Annotated in this window: 15 protein-coding genes, 1 rRNA gene, 1 pseudogene and 1 riboswitch; of the genes and pseudogenes, 6 read left to right on the forward strand and 11 right to left on the reverse strand. The window is 58.2% G+C overall.

The features are described from left to right. The 3 genes from MHX61_RS00005 to MHX61_RS00015 all read right to left on the reverse strand — a co-directional run. Positions 1-118, reverse strand: a 16S ribosomal RNA gene (locus MHX61_RS00005); the annotation flags it as partial. 631 nt (positions 119-749) lie between these two features. After that, the gene (tyrS, locus tag MHX61_RS00010) at positions 750-2,036 is read right to left on the reverse strand and encodes a tyrosine--tRNA ligase (protein ID WP_239191308.1); all 1,287 of its coding nucleotides are present in this window, start codon (positions 2,034-2,036) and stop codon (positions 750-752) included. A 64-nt stretch (positions 2,037-2,100) separates the two neighbouring features. Further along, positions 2,101-2,274, reverse strand: a complete 174-nt coding sequence (locus MHX61_RS00015; protein ID WP_034656461.1) for a Trm112 family protein — start codon at positions 2,272-2,274, stop codon at positions 2,101-2,103. 148 nt (positions 2,275-2,422) lie between these two features. Then, positions 2,423-2,537: riboswitch (TPP riboswitch) on the forward strand. A gap of 1 nt (position 2,538) precedes the next feature. On the opposite strand from MHX61_RS00015, the gene thiC reads away from it, so the two are divergent. The 6 genes from thiC to MHX61_RS00045 are packed head-to-tail and all read left to right on the forward strand — an operon-like array spanning position 2,539 to position 8,567. Beyond that, positions 2,539-4,470 carry a phosphomethylpyrimidine synthase ThiC gene (gene thiC, locus MHX61_RS00020; RefSeq protein WP_239191310.1) on the forward strand — a complete coding sequence of 644 codons (1,932 nt, stop codon included), beginning with the start codon at positions 2,539-2,541 and terminating at the stop codon, positions 4,468-4,470. Between the two features lie 28 nt (positions 4,471-4,498). Beyond that, positions 4,499-5,164, forward strand: coding sequence for a thiamine phosphate synthase (locus tag MHX61_RS00025; protein WP_239191635.1), 666 nt, complete (start codon positions 4,499-4,501; stop codon positions 5,162-5,164). Further along, on the forward strand, positions 5,157-6,365 hold the full coding sequence (gene thiO / locus MHX61_RS00030; RefSeq protein ID WP_239191311.1) for a glycine oxidase ThiO: 1,209 nt from the start codon (positions 5,157-5,159) through the stop codon (positions 6,363-6,365). The genes MHX61_RS00025 and thiO overlap by 8 nt, the downstream gene beginning before the upstream one ends. Before the next feature lie 24 nt (positions 6,366-6,389). Beyond that, complete coding sequence (thiS, locus tag MHX61_RS00035; protein WP_200287553.1) at positions 6,390-6,593, forward strand: sulfur carrier protein ThiS; 204 nt, start codon at positions 6,390-6,392, stop codon at positions 6,591-6,593. Positions 6,594-6,603: 10 nt separating this feature from the next. Further along, on the forward strand, positions 6,604-7,392 hold the full coding sequence (locus tag MHX61_RS00040) for a thiazole synthase (RefSeq protein WP_239191312.1): 789 nt from the start codon (positions 6,604-6,606) through the stop codon (positions 7,390-7,392). Continuing rightward, positions 7,392-8,567, forward strand: a complete 1,176-nt coding sequence (locus tag MHX61_RS00045) for a ThiF family adenylyltransferase (protein ID WP_239191313.1) — start codon at positions 7,392-7,394, stop codon at positions 8,565-8,567. Before MHX61_RS00040 ends, MHX61_RS00045 begins: the two co-directional genes overlap by 1 nt. 137 nt (positions 8,568-8,704) lie before the next feature. On the opposite strand, the pseudogene MHX61_RS00050 reads toward MHX61_RS00045, so the two are convergent. From MHX61_RS00050 to MHX61_RS00085, 8 genes and pseudogenes are all read right to left on the reverse strand, one after another. Beyond that, positions 8,705-8,888, reverse strand: a pseudogene (locus tag MHX61_RS00050) (Trm112 family protein). A 47-nt stretch (positions 8,889-8,935) separates the two neighbouring features. Continuing rightward, a complete protein-coding gene (locus MHX61_RS00055) occupies positions 8,936-9,973 on the reverse strand; it encodes an ornithine cyclodeaminase (RefSeq protein WP_005323253.1) in 1,038 nt (345 codons plus the stop codon). A 12-nt stretch (positions 9,974-9,985) separates the two neighbouring features. Beyond that, positions 9,986-11,503 carry an amino acid permease gene (locus MHX61_RS00060; RefSeq protein ID WP_239191315.1) on the reverse strand — a complete coding sequence of 506 codons (1,518 nt, stop codon included), beginning with the start codon at positions 11,501-11,503 and terminating at the stop codon, positions 9,986-9,988. A 218-nt stretch (positions 11,504-11,721) separates the two neighbouring features. After that, a complete protein-coding gene (gene argH, locus MHX61_RS00065; RefSeq protein ID WP_239191316.1) occupies positions 11,722-13,152 on the reverse strand; it encodes an argininosuccinate lyase in 1,431 nt (476 codons plus the stop codon). Between the two features lie 6 nt (positions 13,153-13,158). Continuing rightward, on the reverse strand, positions 13,159-14,379 hold the full coding sequence (locus tag MHX61_RS00070; protein ID WP_150850449.1) for an argininosuccinate synthase: 1,221 nt from the start codon (positions 14,377-14,379) through the stop codon (positions 13,159-13,161). A gap of 81 nt (positions 14,380-14,460) precedes the next feature. Beyond that, a complete protein-coding gene (locus MHX61_RS00075; protein ID WP_005323257.1) occupies positions 14,461-14,943 on the reverse strand; it encodes an arginine repressor in 483 nt (160 codons plus the stop codon). A 3-nt stretch (positions 14,944-14,946) separates the two neighbouring features. Continuing rightward, entirely contained in the window at positions 14,947-15,867 is a 921-nt protein-coding gene (gene argF, locus MHX61_RS00080) for an ornithine carbamoyltransferase (protein ID WP_239191321.1), read from the reverse strand. Then, a complete protein-coding gene (locus MHX61_RS00085) occupies positions 15,864-16,190 on the reverse strand; it encodes an aminotransferase class III-fold pyridoxal phosphate-dependent enzyme (RefSeq protein WP_239191325.1) in 327 nt (108 codons plus the stop codon). The genes argF and MHX61_RS00085 overlap by 4 nt, the downstream gene beginning before the upstream one ends. Positions 16,191-16,266 lie beyond the last annotated feature (76 nt).

Below are 16,266 nucleotides of genomic sequence, written 5' to 3' on the forward strand. Positions count from 1 at the left end.
CGTGTTACTCACCCGTTCGCCACTCGAGTACCCTGCAAGCAGGGCCTTTCCGTTCGACTTGCATGTGTTAAGCACGCCGCCAGCGTTCGTCCTGAGCCAGGATCAAACTCTCCACAAAAAAATTTCAGAACAAAAATCCGAAACAGGCCGTGAAAAGCCCGAAACCCAACAAACAAACAAACCACCACAAACCACAAAAGCCTGTGCTGGCGTCCAAAAAATTACTACAAAGAAAAAATACAGTTCCCTCAACCCGACGGGGTCAAAAATAAGGAAACCAAAAAAGTTGAACACAATCACATGCCAACCAATCCATCTCAATGCAGCCGAAACACCAAACAGCATTCAAAAAGGGTACGTGTTCCACATACCCAACCGGCACACACCAACCAACAAACCACTAAGCCTGCTGGCAGACAAACCAATCAACACACAACCATGCACACAAAAAATAAAAAGTACATTGGCACACTATTGAGTTCTCAAACATCATCCGCACACCACAAAAAATTAACCTACCGTTAACCTCTCGATGGCGGCCCGTACAAACTTACTCAACCAAATGAACCAAGTCAAATCATCGAACCAAGTCCGCACAAAATTCGCTCAAAAGTAACCTCCCGGCTACCTCGCGGCGACTTCGATAAAGCTACACCCCCACCTAGAAACACACAAATCCCCTGGTAAATGGCCAATAACCGTTACCAAGGGATCATGTAGCTACCTTATTGACACGAAGCGTGACGGCATTAGGAAGGATTCGCAACCCGTGCCCCAGCGAAGCGCTTCTTGCCCTTGCGCAATACCAGCCACGAGCCATGCAGGAGGTCTTGGGAAGACGGAGACCATTCGATGTCCTCGATGCGCTGGTTATTCACGTATGCACCGCCTTCACCCACAGTGCGGCGCGCGGCACCCTTCGATTTCTCCAATCCCGCACCTACCAATAGATCCAGGATCGTGGCATCCGAGCTGACTTCCGCTACCTCGGTCTCCTGCAATGCAGAAGACAGGGTGGCCTCGTCCAAATCCTGTAACCCCGCCTTACCGAACAAAGCTTGAGAGGCCAGCTCCACTGCTTCGGTGGCTTGTGCGCCGTGGACCAGTGTGGTCATTTCTCGCGCCAACACTCGCTGCGCCTCACGCTTGTAGGGTTCCTCCTCTACCTTGCGCTCCAGATCCGCGATCTCCTCCTGAGTCAAGAATGTAAACCAACGCAGGTAATCGATAACCACCGCGTCTCCAGCATTAATAAAGTACTGGTACCAGGAGTATGGGCTGGTCAGCTGCGGATCCAACCATAGCTTGCCGCCGCCGGTGGATTTGCCGAACTTATTACCCTCGGCATCCGTCACCAGCGGTACCGTCAGGCCGTGGACTTTCGCACCATTCACGCGCCGGTTCAGATCCACACCGGAAACGATGTTGCCCCACTGGTCGCCACCGCCAATCTGCAGGACACAGTCGTACTCATTGTGCAGGTGCACAAAGTCGTTAGCCTGCAGCAGCATGTAGGAAAACTCAGTGTAGGAAATGCCATCGGACTCCAAGCGGCGCTTAACCGTATCGCGGTCCAGCATGGTATTCAGCGAGAAATTCTTACCGATATCGCGCAGGTACTCGATGACGTTGATCTGGCTAATCCAGTCCGCGTTGTTCACCATCACCGCTGGGCTTGCAACGTCACTCTCATCGGTGAAGTCCACGAAAGATTCAAGTTGGGTCTTGATCATCTGCATATTCTCTGCGATCTGCTCTTCCGTGAGCATAGAACGCTCCCCGACATCACGTGGGTCACCAATCATTCCCGTCGCACCGCCGGCCAGCGCGATTGGACGGTGGCCGAATTGCTGAAAGCGTTTCAGCATAATCAGTGGTACTAGGTGCCCAGCGTGCAGCGAGCTGCCCGTCGGATCGAAACCGCAGTACAAGCTGATCGGGTTCTCTGTGGCCTCTTTCAAAGCCTCCAAATCCGTGGACTGGTTAATGAGCCCGCGCCATTCCAGTTCGTCAACAATGTTCGTGTTGTTAGTCATACGTAGGTGCTCCCCTGTTTCCTAATTATCTAAGTGTCTGCTTTTCCAGAGCGTGTGGCTTTAGTTACTTGGACCCAATGGGCCAGTCCTTAGCCTCGTCCACCAGCAGGACCGGAATGCCGTCCTGCACCGGATAGGCCTTGTTCAGCCTGGGGTTAACCAAATAGTCGCCGTGATCCTCCAGCGGTTGCTTGTCGATCGGGCACGCGAGGATCTCTAGGAGCTTCTGATCAATCATGCTGCTAAGTCTAACCCGTGCCCCAGCCATCCCACCGAGTGACTCTCTGTAGTTGTTTACCGCTTTTCTACTTTGCTCATTGAGGCTGTCCAATCAACCGTCCGCCCTAGGACTTAACACGCGGGTGCTGTGCGTTACAGTAGGAAGTGCAACCGAACACGGGCGCTCGAGGTATCGAGCTGAGATCGCGCTGTAATCCCCGCGCGAGTACCGCTAGAACCTGCCTGGTTAGAACCAGCGAAGGAAGAATGAGGAGAGACTTTTATGACGGATCCGTCTACACAGCACACCCGCACTACCATCCCGAATGACGACTATGGTGCGGAAATCCACCCGAAGCACAGCTTCGCCCCCATCGAAAAGCAGGTGGATTCCTTCGGCAAGACCTTCACCCTACAGGTGCCGGAAACCGAAGTTCAGCTGGACGATTCCCCAACGGGCCCGAATCCACCGCAGAAGCTCTACCGCACTCGCGGCCCCTGGGCCGAACCGACCGAGGGCCTGGAGGCTTTGCGCAGTGAGTGGATCGAAGCCCGCGGTGATGTAGAAGCCTACGAGGGCAGGCGCCGCAACCTGTTGGATGACGGTAACCGCGCCCTCAAACGTGGCGAGGCCAGTGACGAATGGAAAGGCGCTAGCCGCCAGACGCTGCGGGCCAAGGAGGGCAAGCGCGTAACCCAGATGCACTACGCCCGCCAGGGTATTATCACCCCGGAGATGGAATACGTCGCACTGCGCGAACACTGCGACGTAGAAAAAGTGCGCGAGCAGGTTGCCTCCGGCAAGGCGATCATCCCGAACAACATCAACCACCCGGAATCTGAGCCGATGATCATCGGCAATGCCTTCAATACGAAGATCAACGCCAATATCGGTAACTCCGCGGTGACCTCGTCCATCCGCGAAGAGGTAGACAAGCTGCGCTGGGCCACCCGCTGGGGTGCAGACACCGTAATGGACCTATCCACCGGTAACGACATTCACACCACTCGCGAGTGGATCATGCGCAACTCCCCGGTACCGATCGGTACCGTGCCGATTTACCAGGCACTCGAGAAAGTCGACGGCGTGGCCGAGAACCTGACCTGGGAAATCTACCGCGATACCGTGATCGAACAATGCGAACAAGGTGTGGACTACATGACGATCCACGCCGGCGTACGCCTGCCCTTCGTGCCGCTGACCACCAAGCGCGTAACCGGCATCGTTTCCCGCGGCGGTTCCATCATGGCCGGCTGGTGCTTGGCTCATCACAAGGAGTCCTTCCTGTACGAGAACTTCGACGAGCTGTGCGAGATCTTCGCCAAGTACGACGTTGCGTTCTCTCTGGGCGACGGCCTGCGCCCAGGCTCCATCGCCGATGCCAACGACGCAGCCCAGTTCGCTGAGCTGAAGACCATCGGCGAGCTAACCCACCGCGCCTGGGAGTACGACGTTCAGGTCATGGTCGAAGGCCCAGGCCACGTGCCGCTTAACATGGTGCAGGTTAACAATGAAAAAGAGCAGGAATGGTGCGGCGGCGCACCGTTTTATACCCTGGGACCGCTGGTCACCGATATTGCGCCTGGCTACGACCACATTACCTCCGCCATCGGTGCGGCCAATATCGCCATGGGAGGTACCGCAATGCTGTGCTACGTCACCCCGAAGGAGCACCTTGGCCTGCCGAACAAGGACGACGTGAAGACCGGTGTAATTACCTACAAGGTCTCCGCCCACGCCGCCGACGTCGCCAAGGGCCACCCTGGCGCCCACGAGTGGGACGATGCGATGAGCAAGGCGCGCTTCGAGTTCCGCTGGCACGATCAATTTGCCCTGTCCCTAGACCCGGATACTGCCCAATCCTACCACGACGAAACTCTGCCTGCGGAGCCGGCAAAGACCGCTCACTTCTGCTCGATGTGTGGACCTAAGTTCTGCTCCATGCGGATCAGCCAGGACATCCGCGACGCATTCGGTGACAAGATCGATGAGGCTCTGGCCACCGACCAGAAGCAAACGCTAGTCAAGGACCTCGGCTTGCCAGGCTTCGGTCGCCAGAGTGTAGACGAAGAACGCGTCACTAATACCGAAGGCGAAGAAGAAATGGCCGAGGAGTTCCGCCTTGCGGGATCCAAGCTGTATCTAGACCGCAATGAGGCCAAGGAAGTGGCCGAGGATCTGGAGAAGGAAGCAACGATTCCCAGTGAGCGCTAAGCCTCGCCCTGCTGCGCAGGGTAGCCACCTGGATCTGCGGTGCTACCACGTTACGGGAGCACCGCAGGAAAAGGTCGTCCAGGTTGCCGCAGCAGCGGCCGCCGGTGGTGCGGGCGTGATTCAAGTTCGCAGCAAGCCCATCAGCGTGCGCGATCTGACCGCCCTAGCTATCGACGTTGCCGCGGCAGTCGAGGAAGCCAATCCGGCAACGAAGGTGCTTATCGATGACCGAGTGGATGTAGCGGCCGCCCTAATGGATGATCACCACATCCACGGCGTACACATCGGCCAAGACGACTTGACCCCGCACCTGGCGCGGCAGATTCTTGGCGAGGATGCGATCATCGGGCTGACCACCGGAACCCTAGAGCTAGTGCAGGACGCTAACGAGTACGCAGATGTGATCGACTACATCGGTGCCGGTCCGTTCCGCCCCACCCCGACGAAAATCTCCGGCCGCACTCCGCTGGGGTTGGAAGGCTATCCCCCACTCGTGGCGGCCTCGGCCGTTCCGGTCGTGGCAATCGGCGATGTACAGGCCATCGATGCCGCAGCACTGGCCCAAACCGGTGTGTCTGGTGTGGCGATTGTGCGTGCCTTCATGGACTCCGATGATCCGACTACCTTGGCGACCACGGTTGTGCAAGCTTTCGATCGGGTGAACGGGAATGCAGCAATCGGTTCACATGAATAACACTGTTCTCAGCCCGGGCAACCACCCCGATAGTCAGAAGCTACGCGCGGAGCACGCCATCATTGGCGCGGGAATCATCGGGCTGGCCACGGCATTCGAATTGGTGGAAGCGGGCGTATCCCCACAAGGAATCGTCGTGGTCGATCCCCAGCCCATTAGCGGTGCCACGTTCGTGGCCGGTGGCATGCTGGCGCCGGTTGCGGAGGTGCAATACCGGCAAGAGCCGCTGTACCCGCTGATGGTGGCTTCGGGCGAGATGTTCCCCAACCTGCTGGCCAGGTTAGGTAAGAAAACTACCGCACCGACCGGGCACCGCAGTGAATCCACCCTGGTGGTGGGTGCCGACCGCGCCGATGGCGTGCACATCCGCGAGTTGCTGGCGCTGCAGCAAAGACACGGTATGGATGCCCAGGCGCTGACACTACGGCAAGCCCGAAGGCTAGAGCAGGGGCTAAGCCCCCAGTTGGCGGCGGCAGTGGAAATCCCGGGCGACCATCAGATCAACCCGCGCATGTTCAGCGCGTGCCTGTTGGACTACCTGCAGCAAGCCGGAGTTCGCTTCGTGGCGACGGCCGCAACGCGCATCAACGGGCACGATGTACAGCTCACCGATGGCCGAGTGGCCACCGGCGACACGGTCTATCTCTGCAACGGGCTAGGTGCCAAGGACGTAGACGGCTGGTTCGAGGGTGTCAATCCCCTAGCGCTACGGCCGGTGTACGGTGACATGCTGCGGCTGCGGGTCCCAGACGCGCTGGTGCACACCAGTGGCGAACCGCTTACCCGAGTGGTGCGCGCATTCGTGGAGGACCGGCCGGTTTATGTCATCCCCCGCACCGATGGCACCATCGCCGTCGGTGCAACCAGCCGCGAAGACAACCGCAAAGGTCCTTCTGTAGACGGTGTGCACACGCTTCTTCGAGACGCCATCCGCGTGGTTCCTGGGCTAGAGGATTGCGAGTTCATCGAAGCCATCGTCGGCGCCCGGCCCGGCACACCAGATGATCTGCCCTACCTTGGCAAGGTGCGCGACGGGCTGGTGATCTCCACCGGCTACTTCCGCCACGGAATCCTGTTGTCCGCCTTTGGGGCTAAGGTAGGTGCCCAGTTGGGGTTGGGCACCTACCCCGCCAACGGGTTGGAGATAGACATCTCTGCCTGCGATCCACTACGCCACGCCCGATACAGCCCACCCCGATAGCCACAAAAGAAAGGAATAAGCACCATGGAATACACGCTTAATGGAAAGCGCCGCAGCAGCGAGGGGCATATCACCGTGGCTGCCGTCGTAAAAGCAGAGACCGGCGATGCCTCGCCGAAAGGCGTCGCCGTGGCCGTCAATGGCGACGTGATCCCAGCCAGCGACTGGTCTTATGAAGTTACCGACGGCGATGAAATGGATATCCTGATCGCCGTGCAGGGCGGGTAGGGCTTTACTCATGCTTTCTATCGCAGATAAACAATTCGATTCGCACCTAGTGATGGGAACCGGCGGGGCAAGTAGCCAGGCTATGTTGGAACAATCCTTAGTTGCCAGCGGTACACAGCTGACCACCGTTGCCATGCGTAGGCACAGTGCCACGAGCGCTAGCACCGGTGGGGAATCCATCTTCGAGCTCTTGCAGCGATTGGGCATTGACGTGCTGCCCAACACTGCTGGGTGCCGCACCGCTCGGGACGCAGTAACAACCGCCAAGCTAGCCCGCGAGGCGCTGGGCACCAATTGGGTGAAGGTGGAAGTTATCGCGGATGACCATACGCTTCTGCCCGACGTGGTAGAGCTCGTGGATGCCTGCGAGATGCTGGTTGCTGAAGGATTTGTGGTGCTGGCATATACCAGCGACGATCCGATCGTCGCCAAGCGTCTAGAAGACGTGGGCGTGGAAGCGGTGATGCCTTTAGGCTCGCCCATCGGCACGGGCCTAGGCATCCTGAACCCGCACAACATCGAGCTGATCTGTTCGCGCACCCATGTTCCCGTGCTGCTGGATGCCGGTGTGGGCACGGCCTCCGATGCTGCACTGGCCATGGAGCTGGGCTGCGATGGCGTGCTTTTAGCGAGTGCTATTAACCGCTGCCAGGACCCCATGGCGATGGCCACTGCAATGAAATACGCCGTGGAAGGTGGCCGGTTGGCCCGGCAAGCTGGCCGCATTCCGAAACGGCAGCACGCCGTGCCCTCGTCATCATTCGAGGGGTTGGCTAGCTGGGAAGACAAAGTCCTGTAATGAGCCCACTGCCCCGTGAAGAGTTGTACAGAGTAGCCCGCCAAACCCTATTGCCTGGCTTCGGCATCCCCCAGCAAGAGGCGCTGCACGGCACCCACGTGTTCGTCATCGGCGCTGGCGGATTGGGCTGCCCCCTGATGCAGCAGCTAGCTGCCGCCGGTGTTGGCGAAATCTCTGTGATCGATGACGACACGGTGGATCACACTAACATCCACCGCCAGATCCTGTTCGGCACCCACGATGTGGGAAGGCCCAAGGTGGACGTCGCCGCCGAAAAGCTCCGGCAGCTGCAGACCGGCATCGTAATACATGCGATTCGCGACCGTTTTACCGTCGACAATGCCGTGGGCTACCTTCGTGGGGTGGACATCCTAGTGGATGGTTCTGACACGTTTGCCACCAAGTTCCTAGCAGCGGATGCTGCGGAGATCACAGGCACCCCGCTGGTGTGGGGCTCGGTGCTTCGCTACCGGGGCGACTGCGCAGTGTGGTGGTCTGGGCCCGGCGCCGAGTCCGGCGTGGGCATGCGCGACCTCTATCCCCTGCAACCCGACCCAGATTCCGTGCCGGATTGCGCCACCGCCGGTGTGCTGGGCGTAACCACCAGCGTGGTCGCGGGCTTGATGTCCACCGAGCTAATCCAGTTCGCAACCGGCATGAACCACGACCGGGTGGGCTTGTTGAGCATCTACGATGCCCTGACCGCCTCCATCACTCACTTCCGCGTGCCCCACGACCCGGCACGCGAGCTAACCATACAGCTGCAGCAAGACTACGGTAGCGCAGCTTGTGCCGTGCCGGATGCCGATGCTGCCGCTGCCGCTGCCACTGCCCCCGAGATGTTCGAAGATCTGCGCGACGGTGCCGCGGCCATCGACGTGCGCGAGGCCGGGGAGGCTGCCATAGATGATTTCTTTTTTGCTGCCGGCACAGAGCATTACCATTTACCAACCTCCGTGTGGCAGGACGATCCAGAGGTGGCGCGCTGCCTGCTCGATTCCCTGCAGGCCGAAGGGCAGCGCAAAGCGTGGGTATACTGTGCTTCCGGCAAGCGATCGGCCAACTTCATCTCGACCTTCGCCGCGGATGCAAAACAGCGTGGTATTAATATGCTAAACGTCGCAGGCGGCATAACAAGCCAGCCCGCAGCGTTCCACGGAATACCTAAGCACTAGCTAGACAATGATGTCGATGACAAGGTGATTCGGGTTTTCCGGTAGGTCCACCTTGAACTTCGCGTTGGATTCATAAAAAGGTGCTGGGGAGTCACCTGTTTAGCACAGAGTATCCAGACTTTACATAGAATCCAGATTCAGGAGGGCCATTTCATCGCGTGGCCTACCAGAATTACTGGAACGTCATCTTCAATGGGATAGGCAATGCTAGGAACGCTCATTGACAAGGACTTGCTTATCTTCCGGATATATCAACAGGCCCTTGTCCTGCGGACGGACAAGTACCTCGAGCAACTTTGGGTCAAGACTCTTACATCTAATCCCAGCGGGTAGAGGGAGAAGTAAAATCCCTCTACCCCACCTTTGCTTTAAAGCAAGGACGGAACGTTAGCAACCAAGGAGAACAGATCCTTAGGATCGTCCGGGTTGGCAATGATGTCGATCTCAGACTCCAAGTCGGTGCCCTTGACGGAATCGCGCAGGTAACGCAGGGCGGAGAAGTCGTTGATAGCGAATCCGACATCGTCGAAGAGCGTGATCTGCTCGTCGTCATCGCGGCCGGTGGCCTGACCGGTGAGCACCTGGTAGAACTCGACAACCGGGAAGTCTTCCGGCTTCTGCTGGATTTCACCTTCGATGCGGGTCTGCTCTGGGAACTCTACGAAGACCTTGGACTTGTCCAGGATGGAGCTCTCCAGCTCGGTCTTGCCCGGGCAGTCGCCACCAACGGCATTGAGGTGTACGCCTGGGGCGACGTGGCGCTCAGCCAGAATCTGGTTCTGAGCCTTGTCTGCGGTACAGGTGGTGATGATGTCTGCTCCCAATACCGCCTCGTCGACGCTGGAACAAGCAGTGATATTAAAGCCCAGTGGCTCCAAGTTGCGCTTGAACTTTTCTACCGCCTCAGGGTCGATGTCATAGATGGTAATGTCCTCAATTCCCATAACGCCGCGGAAGCCAAGCGCCTGGAACTCGGACTGGGAGCCCGCACCAACCATGGCCATGCGCTTGGAATCCTTGCGTGCCAAGTGCTTTGCCACCATGGCGGAGGTCGCGGCGGTACGCAGTGCGGTAAGCAGCGTCATCTCGGCTTCGAAGGTGGGGTAACCATTGTCGACGTCGGCAAGCACGCCAAAGGCAGTAACGGTCTGGAAACCGCGAGCCGGGTTGGACGGGTGGCCGTTGACGTACTTGAAGGAGTACTCCTTGCCATTGGAGGTAGGCATGAGCTCGATAACGCCGAACGGGGTGTGGGAGGCAACGCGCGGAATCTTGTCGAAGCGCTCCCATTCGCGGTAGTCGGCCTCGAGGTAGTCCACCATTCCGGTAATGATGTTTTCTACGCCTTCGCGCTGGATCCAGCGCGCCATATTTTCTACATCTACGAACTTAACTGCGTGGTTCATAAAGGTTCCTTTCTATTTCTTTGGGTGAAGGTCTGTTTGCGGTGCGGCCGGGAAGCTGGAGGTTGGCAGGTGCTTCGCCTTCCTCTCTTCCGCGATAGTGCGAATGCGGTCGCGCCATGCGTACCACATTGCCATAAAGACCGGAACGAGGAGCAGGGTCGATGCAAGTGCAAAAGTGCCAATTGGATAATCGAAGGCCATCAGGATAATGACCAGGCCAATGAAGATGAGCACTGCCCAGTCTCCGCCTTCGCCAAACGGCGAGCGGTATCCCGGTCGGGTGTAGCTTCCACTCTTGGCCAGGCGCACAAACTTGAGGTGCGAGAGCGCAACTGCCGCCCAAGATGCCAATGTGCCCAAGGCTGCCAGGTTGAGCACGATTTCAAACGCCATCTCCGGCACCACATAGTTGAGGAAGACGCCTACCAAGCCCACCATGGCCGCCATGACGATGCCGCCGTAGGGCACGCCAGACTTGGACATACGAGCGCCAAACTTCGGGCCGGAGCCGGAGGTGGACATGTTGTACATAATGCGGCCGGTGGAATACAGGCCGGCGTTGAGCGAGGAAATCGCAGCGGTAATAACGACAAGCTGGAAAATCGGGGCCGCCGCACCTACACCGAGGGACTCAAAGAAGGTCACAAATGGCGACACATCAGCAACGTAAGTGGTGTACGGCAGCACGAGCGTGAGCAGCAGCACGGAGCCGAAGTAGAAAATCAGGATGCGCAGCAGCACGTTGTTGACTGCACGCGGAATGTGCTTTTCTACATTCTTGGTCTCGCCGGAGGTGGTACCAACGAGCTCAATGCCGGCATAGGCGAAGACGACGCCCTGGACGACGATCACGGCTGGCATCAAGCCATTAGGTAACCAGCCGCCGGTGTCAGAAATGAGACTAAAGCCGGTCGGGTCGCCACTCGGGTGGCCAAAGATGAGGACGCCGATGGCTACCAACATGAAGATGATCAGCGCGACGATCTTAATCAAGGAGAACCAGTACTCCAGCTCGCCGAAGATCTTCACCGAGAGCATATTGAACACGAGAATGCCGCAGATCACCACGAGCGCAAGTAGCCACTGCGGGACGGAATCGAGCCACGCGGTGTATTGACTAAACCACTTGATGTAAATGGCTACGGCCGTGCCATCCGCCACTAGGGTCATAGCCCAGTTTCCCCAGTACAGCCAGCCGGTGACGAAAGCTGTCTTCTCGCCATAAAACTCGCGCGCATAAGACACGAAGGAGCCGGAGCTGGGGCGATAGACGATGAGCTCGCCAAGTGAACGCAGGATGATGTAGCCGAAGAAGCCACAAACGAGGTACAGCACGGCGAGGAAAGGGCCCGCGTCCTGCAGGCGGCCGCCGGTGCCCAGGAGAAGGCCGGTACCGATTGCGGAACCGATGGCAATCATCTGCAACTGGCGATTGCCCATTCCCTTTTGCAGGCCATGGTCTTCCGAGGCGTAGACCGCCTTTTCATTCTCGTGTGGCCCAGCTGAGGTGGGCGGAGAATTTACTGTCATGGGAGAGATCGTCCTTTCATTACGATGAATGAGTCTGTTAGGTCACATTCCCTGCAAGAATACTAACGCACCACACTGTTACCCATGTCACCACTACCCCCATTGTGTTCAACAACGCAGTTGACAGGTTGGGAATGGGGGTCATTCTCCCACCCCCGCAGCGAGATATAAAAGAACCGCATGGCCAGCGACCATGCGGTTTTAAAGAGCGCCGAGAACTAGCGCAGCGGCTTCTGCGCCCACGTGCGAGCTGCAGCGGCACGCTCGCGGACAGTCTCGCGCTGCTCAGCCACGCGGACACCAGCGGTGCCGCCCTTGGTGGCACGGGAAGCAACGGCCCCGTCGATAGTGAGCACTTCACGCACGCTAGGCTTAAGCCGCTTGTCGACGCCCGCCAATTCCTCTTCGGTGAGCTCCACCAGGTCGACGCCCCGCTCTTCAGCGATGCGCACGCAGGCGCCGGACGCTTCGTGTGCCTCGCGGAAAGGAACGCCTTGGCGAACCATCCATTCGGCCAAGTCGGTAGCCAGCGTGAACCCGCGCGGGGCAAGTTCACGCATGCGGTCCTCGTGGAAAGTCAGCGTGGACACCAGCCCGGTCATTGCCGGAAGCAGCAGGTTAAGCTGCGCCACCGAATCAACGATGGGCTCCTTGTCCTCCTGCAGGTCACGGTTATAGGCCAGCGGCTGTGCCTTCAGGGTAGACAACAGGCCAGTGAGGTTACCGATAAGGCGGCCGGTCTTGCCGCGGGTAAGCTCCGGAACGTCCGGATTCTTCTTTTGCGGCATGATGGACGAGCCGGTCGACCATGCATCATCCAGGGTGACGTAGCCGTATTCCGGCGTGCACCAGTAGATAATTTCTTCCGAAAGTCGGGACATGTCGACGGCAATCTGCGCCAAGACGAAAGCCGTCTCGGAGGCGAAGTCACGAGCCGCTGTGCCATCCAAGGAGTTCTCCGCGGCGGCATCAAAGCCGAGTTCCTCCGCAATGGCTTCCGGATCTAGCTGCAAGGAGGAGCCGGCAAGAGCGCCGGAGCCGTAGGGCGATACTGCCAAGCGCTTATCCAGGTCCTGCAGACGCTCAATATCGCGCAGTAGCGGCTGCGCATGGCCCAAAAGCTCGTGCGCCAAAAGAACTGGCTGCGCCGCCTGCGAGTGAGTTTTGCCCGGCATGATGGCGTCCGGATGTGCTGCCGCCTGATCAGCCAAGGCATCCACCAAGTCGCTCACCTGAGCCGCGGTATCGCGAATAGCATCGCGTACCCACATGCGAAACAGCGTCGCGACCTGGTCATTACGGGAACGGCCGGCGCGCAGGCGACCGCCTACCTCTGGGCCGACAATCTCGATGAGCCCGCGCTCCATTGCACCGTGGACGTCCTCGTCCGTTGGTGCTGGGCGGAACTCACCGGAGGCCACCTTCTCCCCTAGCTCGGTGAGGCCGGAGAGCATGGTGTCCAAGTCGACGTCGGAAAGCAAGCCCGCTTTGTGCAGCACCTTGGCATGCGCCTTGGAGGCTAGGACGTCATATGGTGCCAGCACCCAGTCAAAGTGAGTGGATACAGAGAGGGCAAACATAGCCTCAGACGGTCCGCCGGAGAAGCGGCCGCCCCATAGGGCACCCTCATTAGTCTTATGCGGTTCCATGTGCTCCTACTTCTGCGCGCTGGTGGGGAAACCGCCGTCGCGGTCACGCTGGTTGGAGATCTGGGTGGACAGGCCGTGTAGCTGCACAAAGCCCTTAGCCGCGGTCTGGTCGAAGGTATCGCCAGTGTCATAAGTAGCCAGGTCGAAGGAATACAGCGACTGACCGGAACGGCGTCCGGTGACCGTGGCGGTGCCGGCATGCATGCTCAGGCGGATATCGCCGGTGACGTTTTCCTGGGACTCCTCAACGAAGGCATCCAGGGAACGCTTCAGCGGCGAGTGCCAGAGGCCGTCATAGACCTCCTCGGACCAGCGGGCATCGGTCAAGCGCTTGTAGCGGGCCAACTCGCGCTCCACGGTGACATCCTCCAGCGCCTCGTGGGCCTGGATGAGGACCATGGCGCCTGGAGCCTCATAGACCTCACGGGACTTAATGCCCACCAAGCGGTCCTCCACCATATCCAGACGGCCAATGCCCTGCGCACCAGCGCGGCGATTGACCTCTTCAATAATCTGCAGCGGGGACATCTTCTGGCCATCAACTGCCACCGGGATGCCCTTCTCAAAGGAGATGATAATTTCATCCGGAGCATTACCCAGGCCTGGGTCCTCGGTATAGGCGTAGAGGTCCTTCGTTGGCGGGTTCCACAGATCCTCGAGGAATCCGGTCTCTACCGCGCGGCCCCACAGGTTCTGATCGATGGAAAATGGCGAGGAAGCAGACTGCTCGATCGGCAGGTTGATCTCTTCCGCGAAGGCGATGGCCTTATCGCGGGTCCACGCATAATCGCGTGCAGGGGCGATGATTTCGAGGGAAGGATCCTGGGCGCGGAAGGAAACCTCGAAGCGTACCTGGTCATTACCCTTGCCGGTGCAGCCGTGGGAGACGTGGGTGCCGCCGAACTCCTGCGCGGCCTTTACCAAGTGCTTGGTAATGAGGGGGCGGGAAATAGCCGATACCAGCGGGTACTGCTTCATGTACATGCCGTTTGCCTTGATGGTGGGAACGCAGTATTCCTCTGCAAACTCATCCTTGGCATCGATAACGATGGACTCTACGGCACCGCAGTCAAGTGCACGCTGGCGAACCGATTCCATATCTTCGCCGCCCTGGCCCAAGTCCAGGGAAACGGCGACAACGTCACCACCGGTCATTTTTGCTAGGTATGGGATGGCAACGGAAGTATCAAGGCCACCAGAGTAAGCCAAGACTACGCGTGCGGACATGGTTAATCTCCTTGTTCTATTGGAAACAATTCATCTAAGCACATAATATACGATGGTGGTCAGGATTGCCACCACCGCCGTCTAAATATTCCGCGTGGTAAGCGTCACTGCCAGATCTGCGCCCGTGACGCCCTCGCGCGCCAAGACGAAGATGGTGTCATCTCCGGCGATGCAACCAATGACATCGTGCAGCCCCACCCTGTCAATAAAGCTGGCAAGGTACTGGGCCGCACCGGCTGGGGTGCGCAGCATAGCTATATTGCCGGAAGAATCATGGGATACCACCAGCTCATCGAGCATGCGGCGCAGCTTTTCACGGGGGCCGCCCACTTGGTCTTCAAATTGCTCCAGCTCACCGCCGACCACGTAGTAGGAACGGCCACCATCGCGCTTTACCTTCTTCGCCCCCAGCTCATCCAAGTCACGGGACAAAGTGGCTTGCGTGATGTCGATGCCGTCTGCGAGAAGAAGCTCGGATAGTTGCACCTGGCTGGTGACGCGATTGCGATCCAAAATCTCCAAGATCTTGGCCTGCCGAGCGTTGCGGGTGGTCGGGGTGTTCATTACTTAGTTGGTCTCCTTATTTATTTCGAGCAACCAGACAAGAAGCGCTTTCTGCGCATGCAGGCGGTTCTCCGCTTCATCAAAGACGCGCGACTGTGGCCCATCAATTACCTCAGCCGTGACCTCATTTCCACGGTACGCCGGCAAACAATGTAAGAATATTGCATCCTTATGCGCTTTGCTCATTATGGTCGAATCAACCTGGTACGGCAGGAACGGCGTACGCCTATCGCGGCCATCATTCTCCTGCCCCATAGAGATCCAAGTATCGGTGATGACTACGTCTGCGCCTGCAACTTCATCCACGTCATCAGTGATGGTGATGTTGCCCCGCTTGCGCGCACGGTCGACGAATTCCTGGCGCGGCTGGAATCCTTCGGGCGCGATAATAGAGACGTCCATGCCGGCCGTGGCGAAACCAATCATGTAGGAGTTAGCCATATTATTATCGCCATCGCCCAGGTAGACGGCCTTTTTACCTGTGAGGTCACCCAAATTCTCACGACAGGTCAGCAGGTCAGCCAAAATCTGGCAGGGATGCAGGTCGTCGGAAAGCGCATTGACCAGAGGAACGGTAGTAGTCTCCGCCATCTGGAGAAGGTTGTCATGGTCAAAGGTGCGCCACACGATTGCCTCCACGTACCGCGAAAGCACCGCGGCCGTGTCCTGGTAGGACTCCCCTTTGCCCATCTGAGTGGTAGAAGTATCGACGGTAATGGCCTTGCCGCCCATATTCGCTAATGCGGTTTCAAAGGAAAAGCGAGTCCGCGTAGACGTTTTATCAAAGAGCACCGCCACGGTCTTAGGCCCCTCCAGTGGGCACTCTGCAAAGGGATCCTTCTTGAGCTTTTCAGCTAGATCCAAAACGGTTGCTTGTTCTTGTGGGCTGAGATCGTCATCAGCTAGAAAGTGTCGCAGGCTCATGCCAGTTCCTCCATTATCGTTCGAAGTGTTGTCAGTGCTGTGTCTAGTTCATCGTGGGAAATGACCATGGGTGGGGTGAGGCGGAGTACATTCTCACTGGGTGCGTTGAGGATGAGCCCCTGTGCAAGCCCGTCGCGCACGGCCTGCTTAGCCACCGGTTCTGCTAAAACAATGCCGAGCATCAGGCCGCGGCCGCGTACGCGTTCTACAAGCGGCAATTTTTCAACCTCTTGCCGCAGATAGTCACCCTTATGAGTAACTTCCGCAAGAAATTCCGCATCCACGTATCCGGTGGCCCCTGCTATTGCTACTGAAATCGTCATAGGGGCGACTATAGCAATAAATACACTCGACCGTATGCTATTCATGTAAATTGGGGATATTCCCTGGTTAATGCAG

The sequence above is a fragment of the Corynebacterium sp. ACRPF genome, from assembly GCF_022347395.1.
In the GTDB taxonomy this organism is placed as follows: Bacteria; Actinomycetota; Actinomycetes; order Mycobacteriales; family Mycobacteriaceae; genus Corynebacterium; species Corynebacterium tuberculostearicum_D.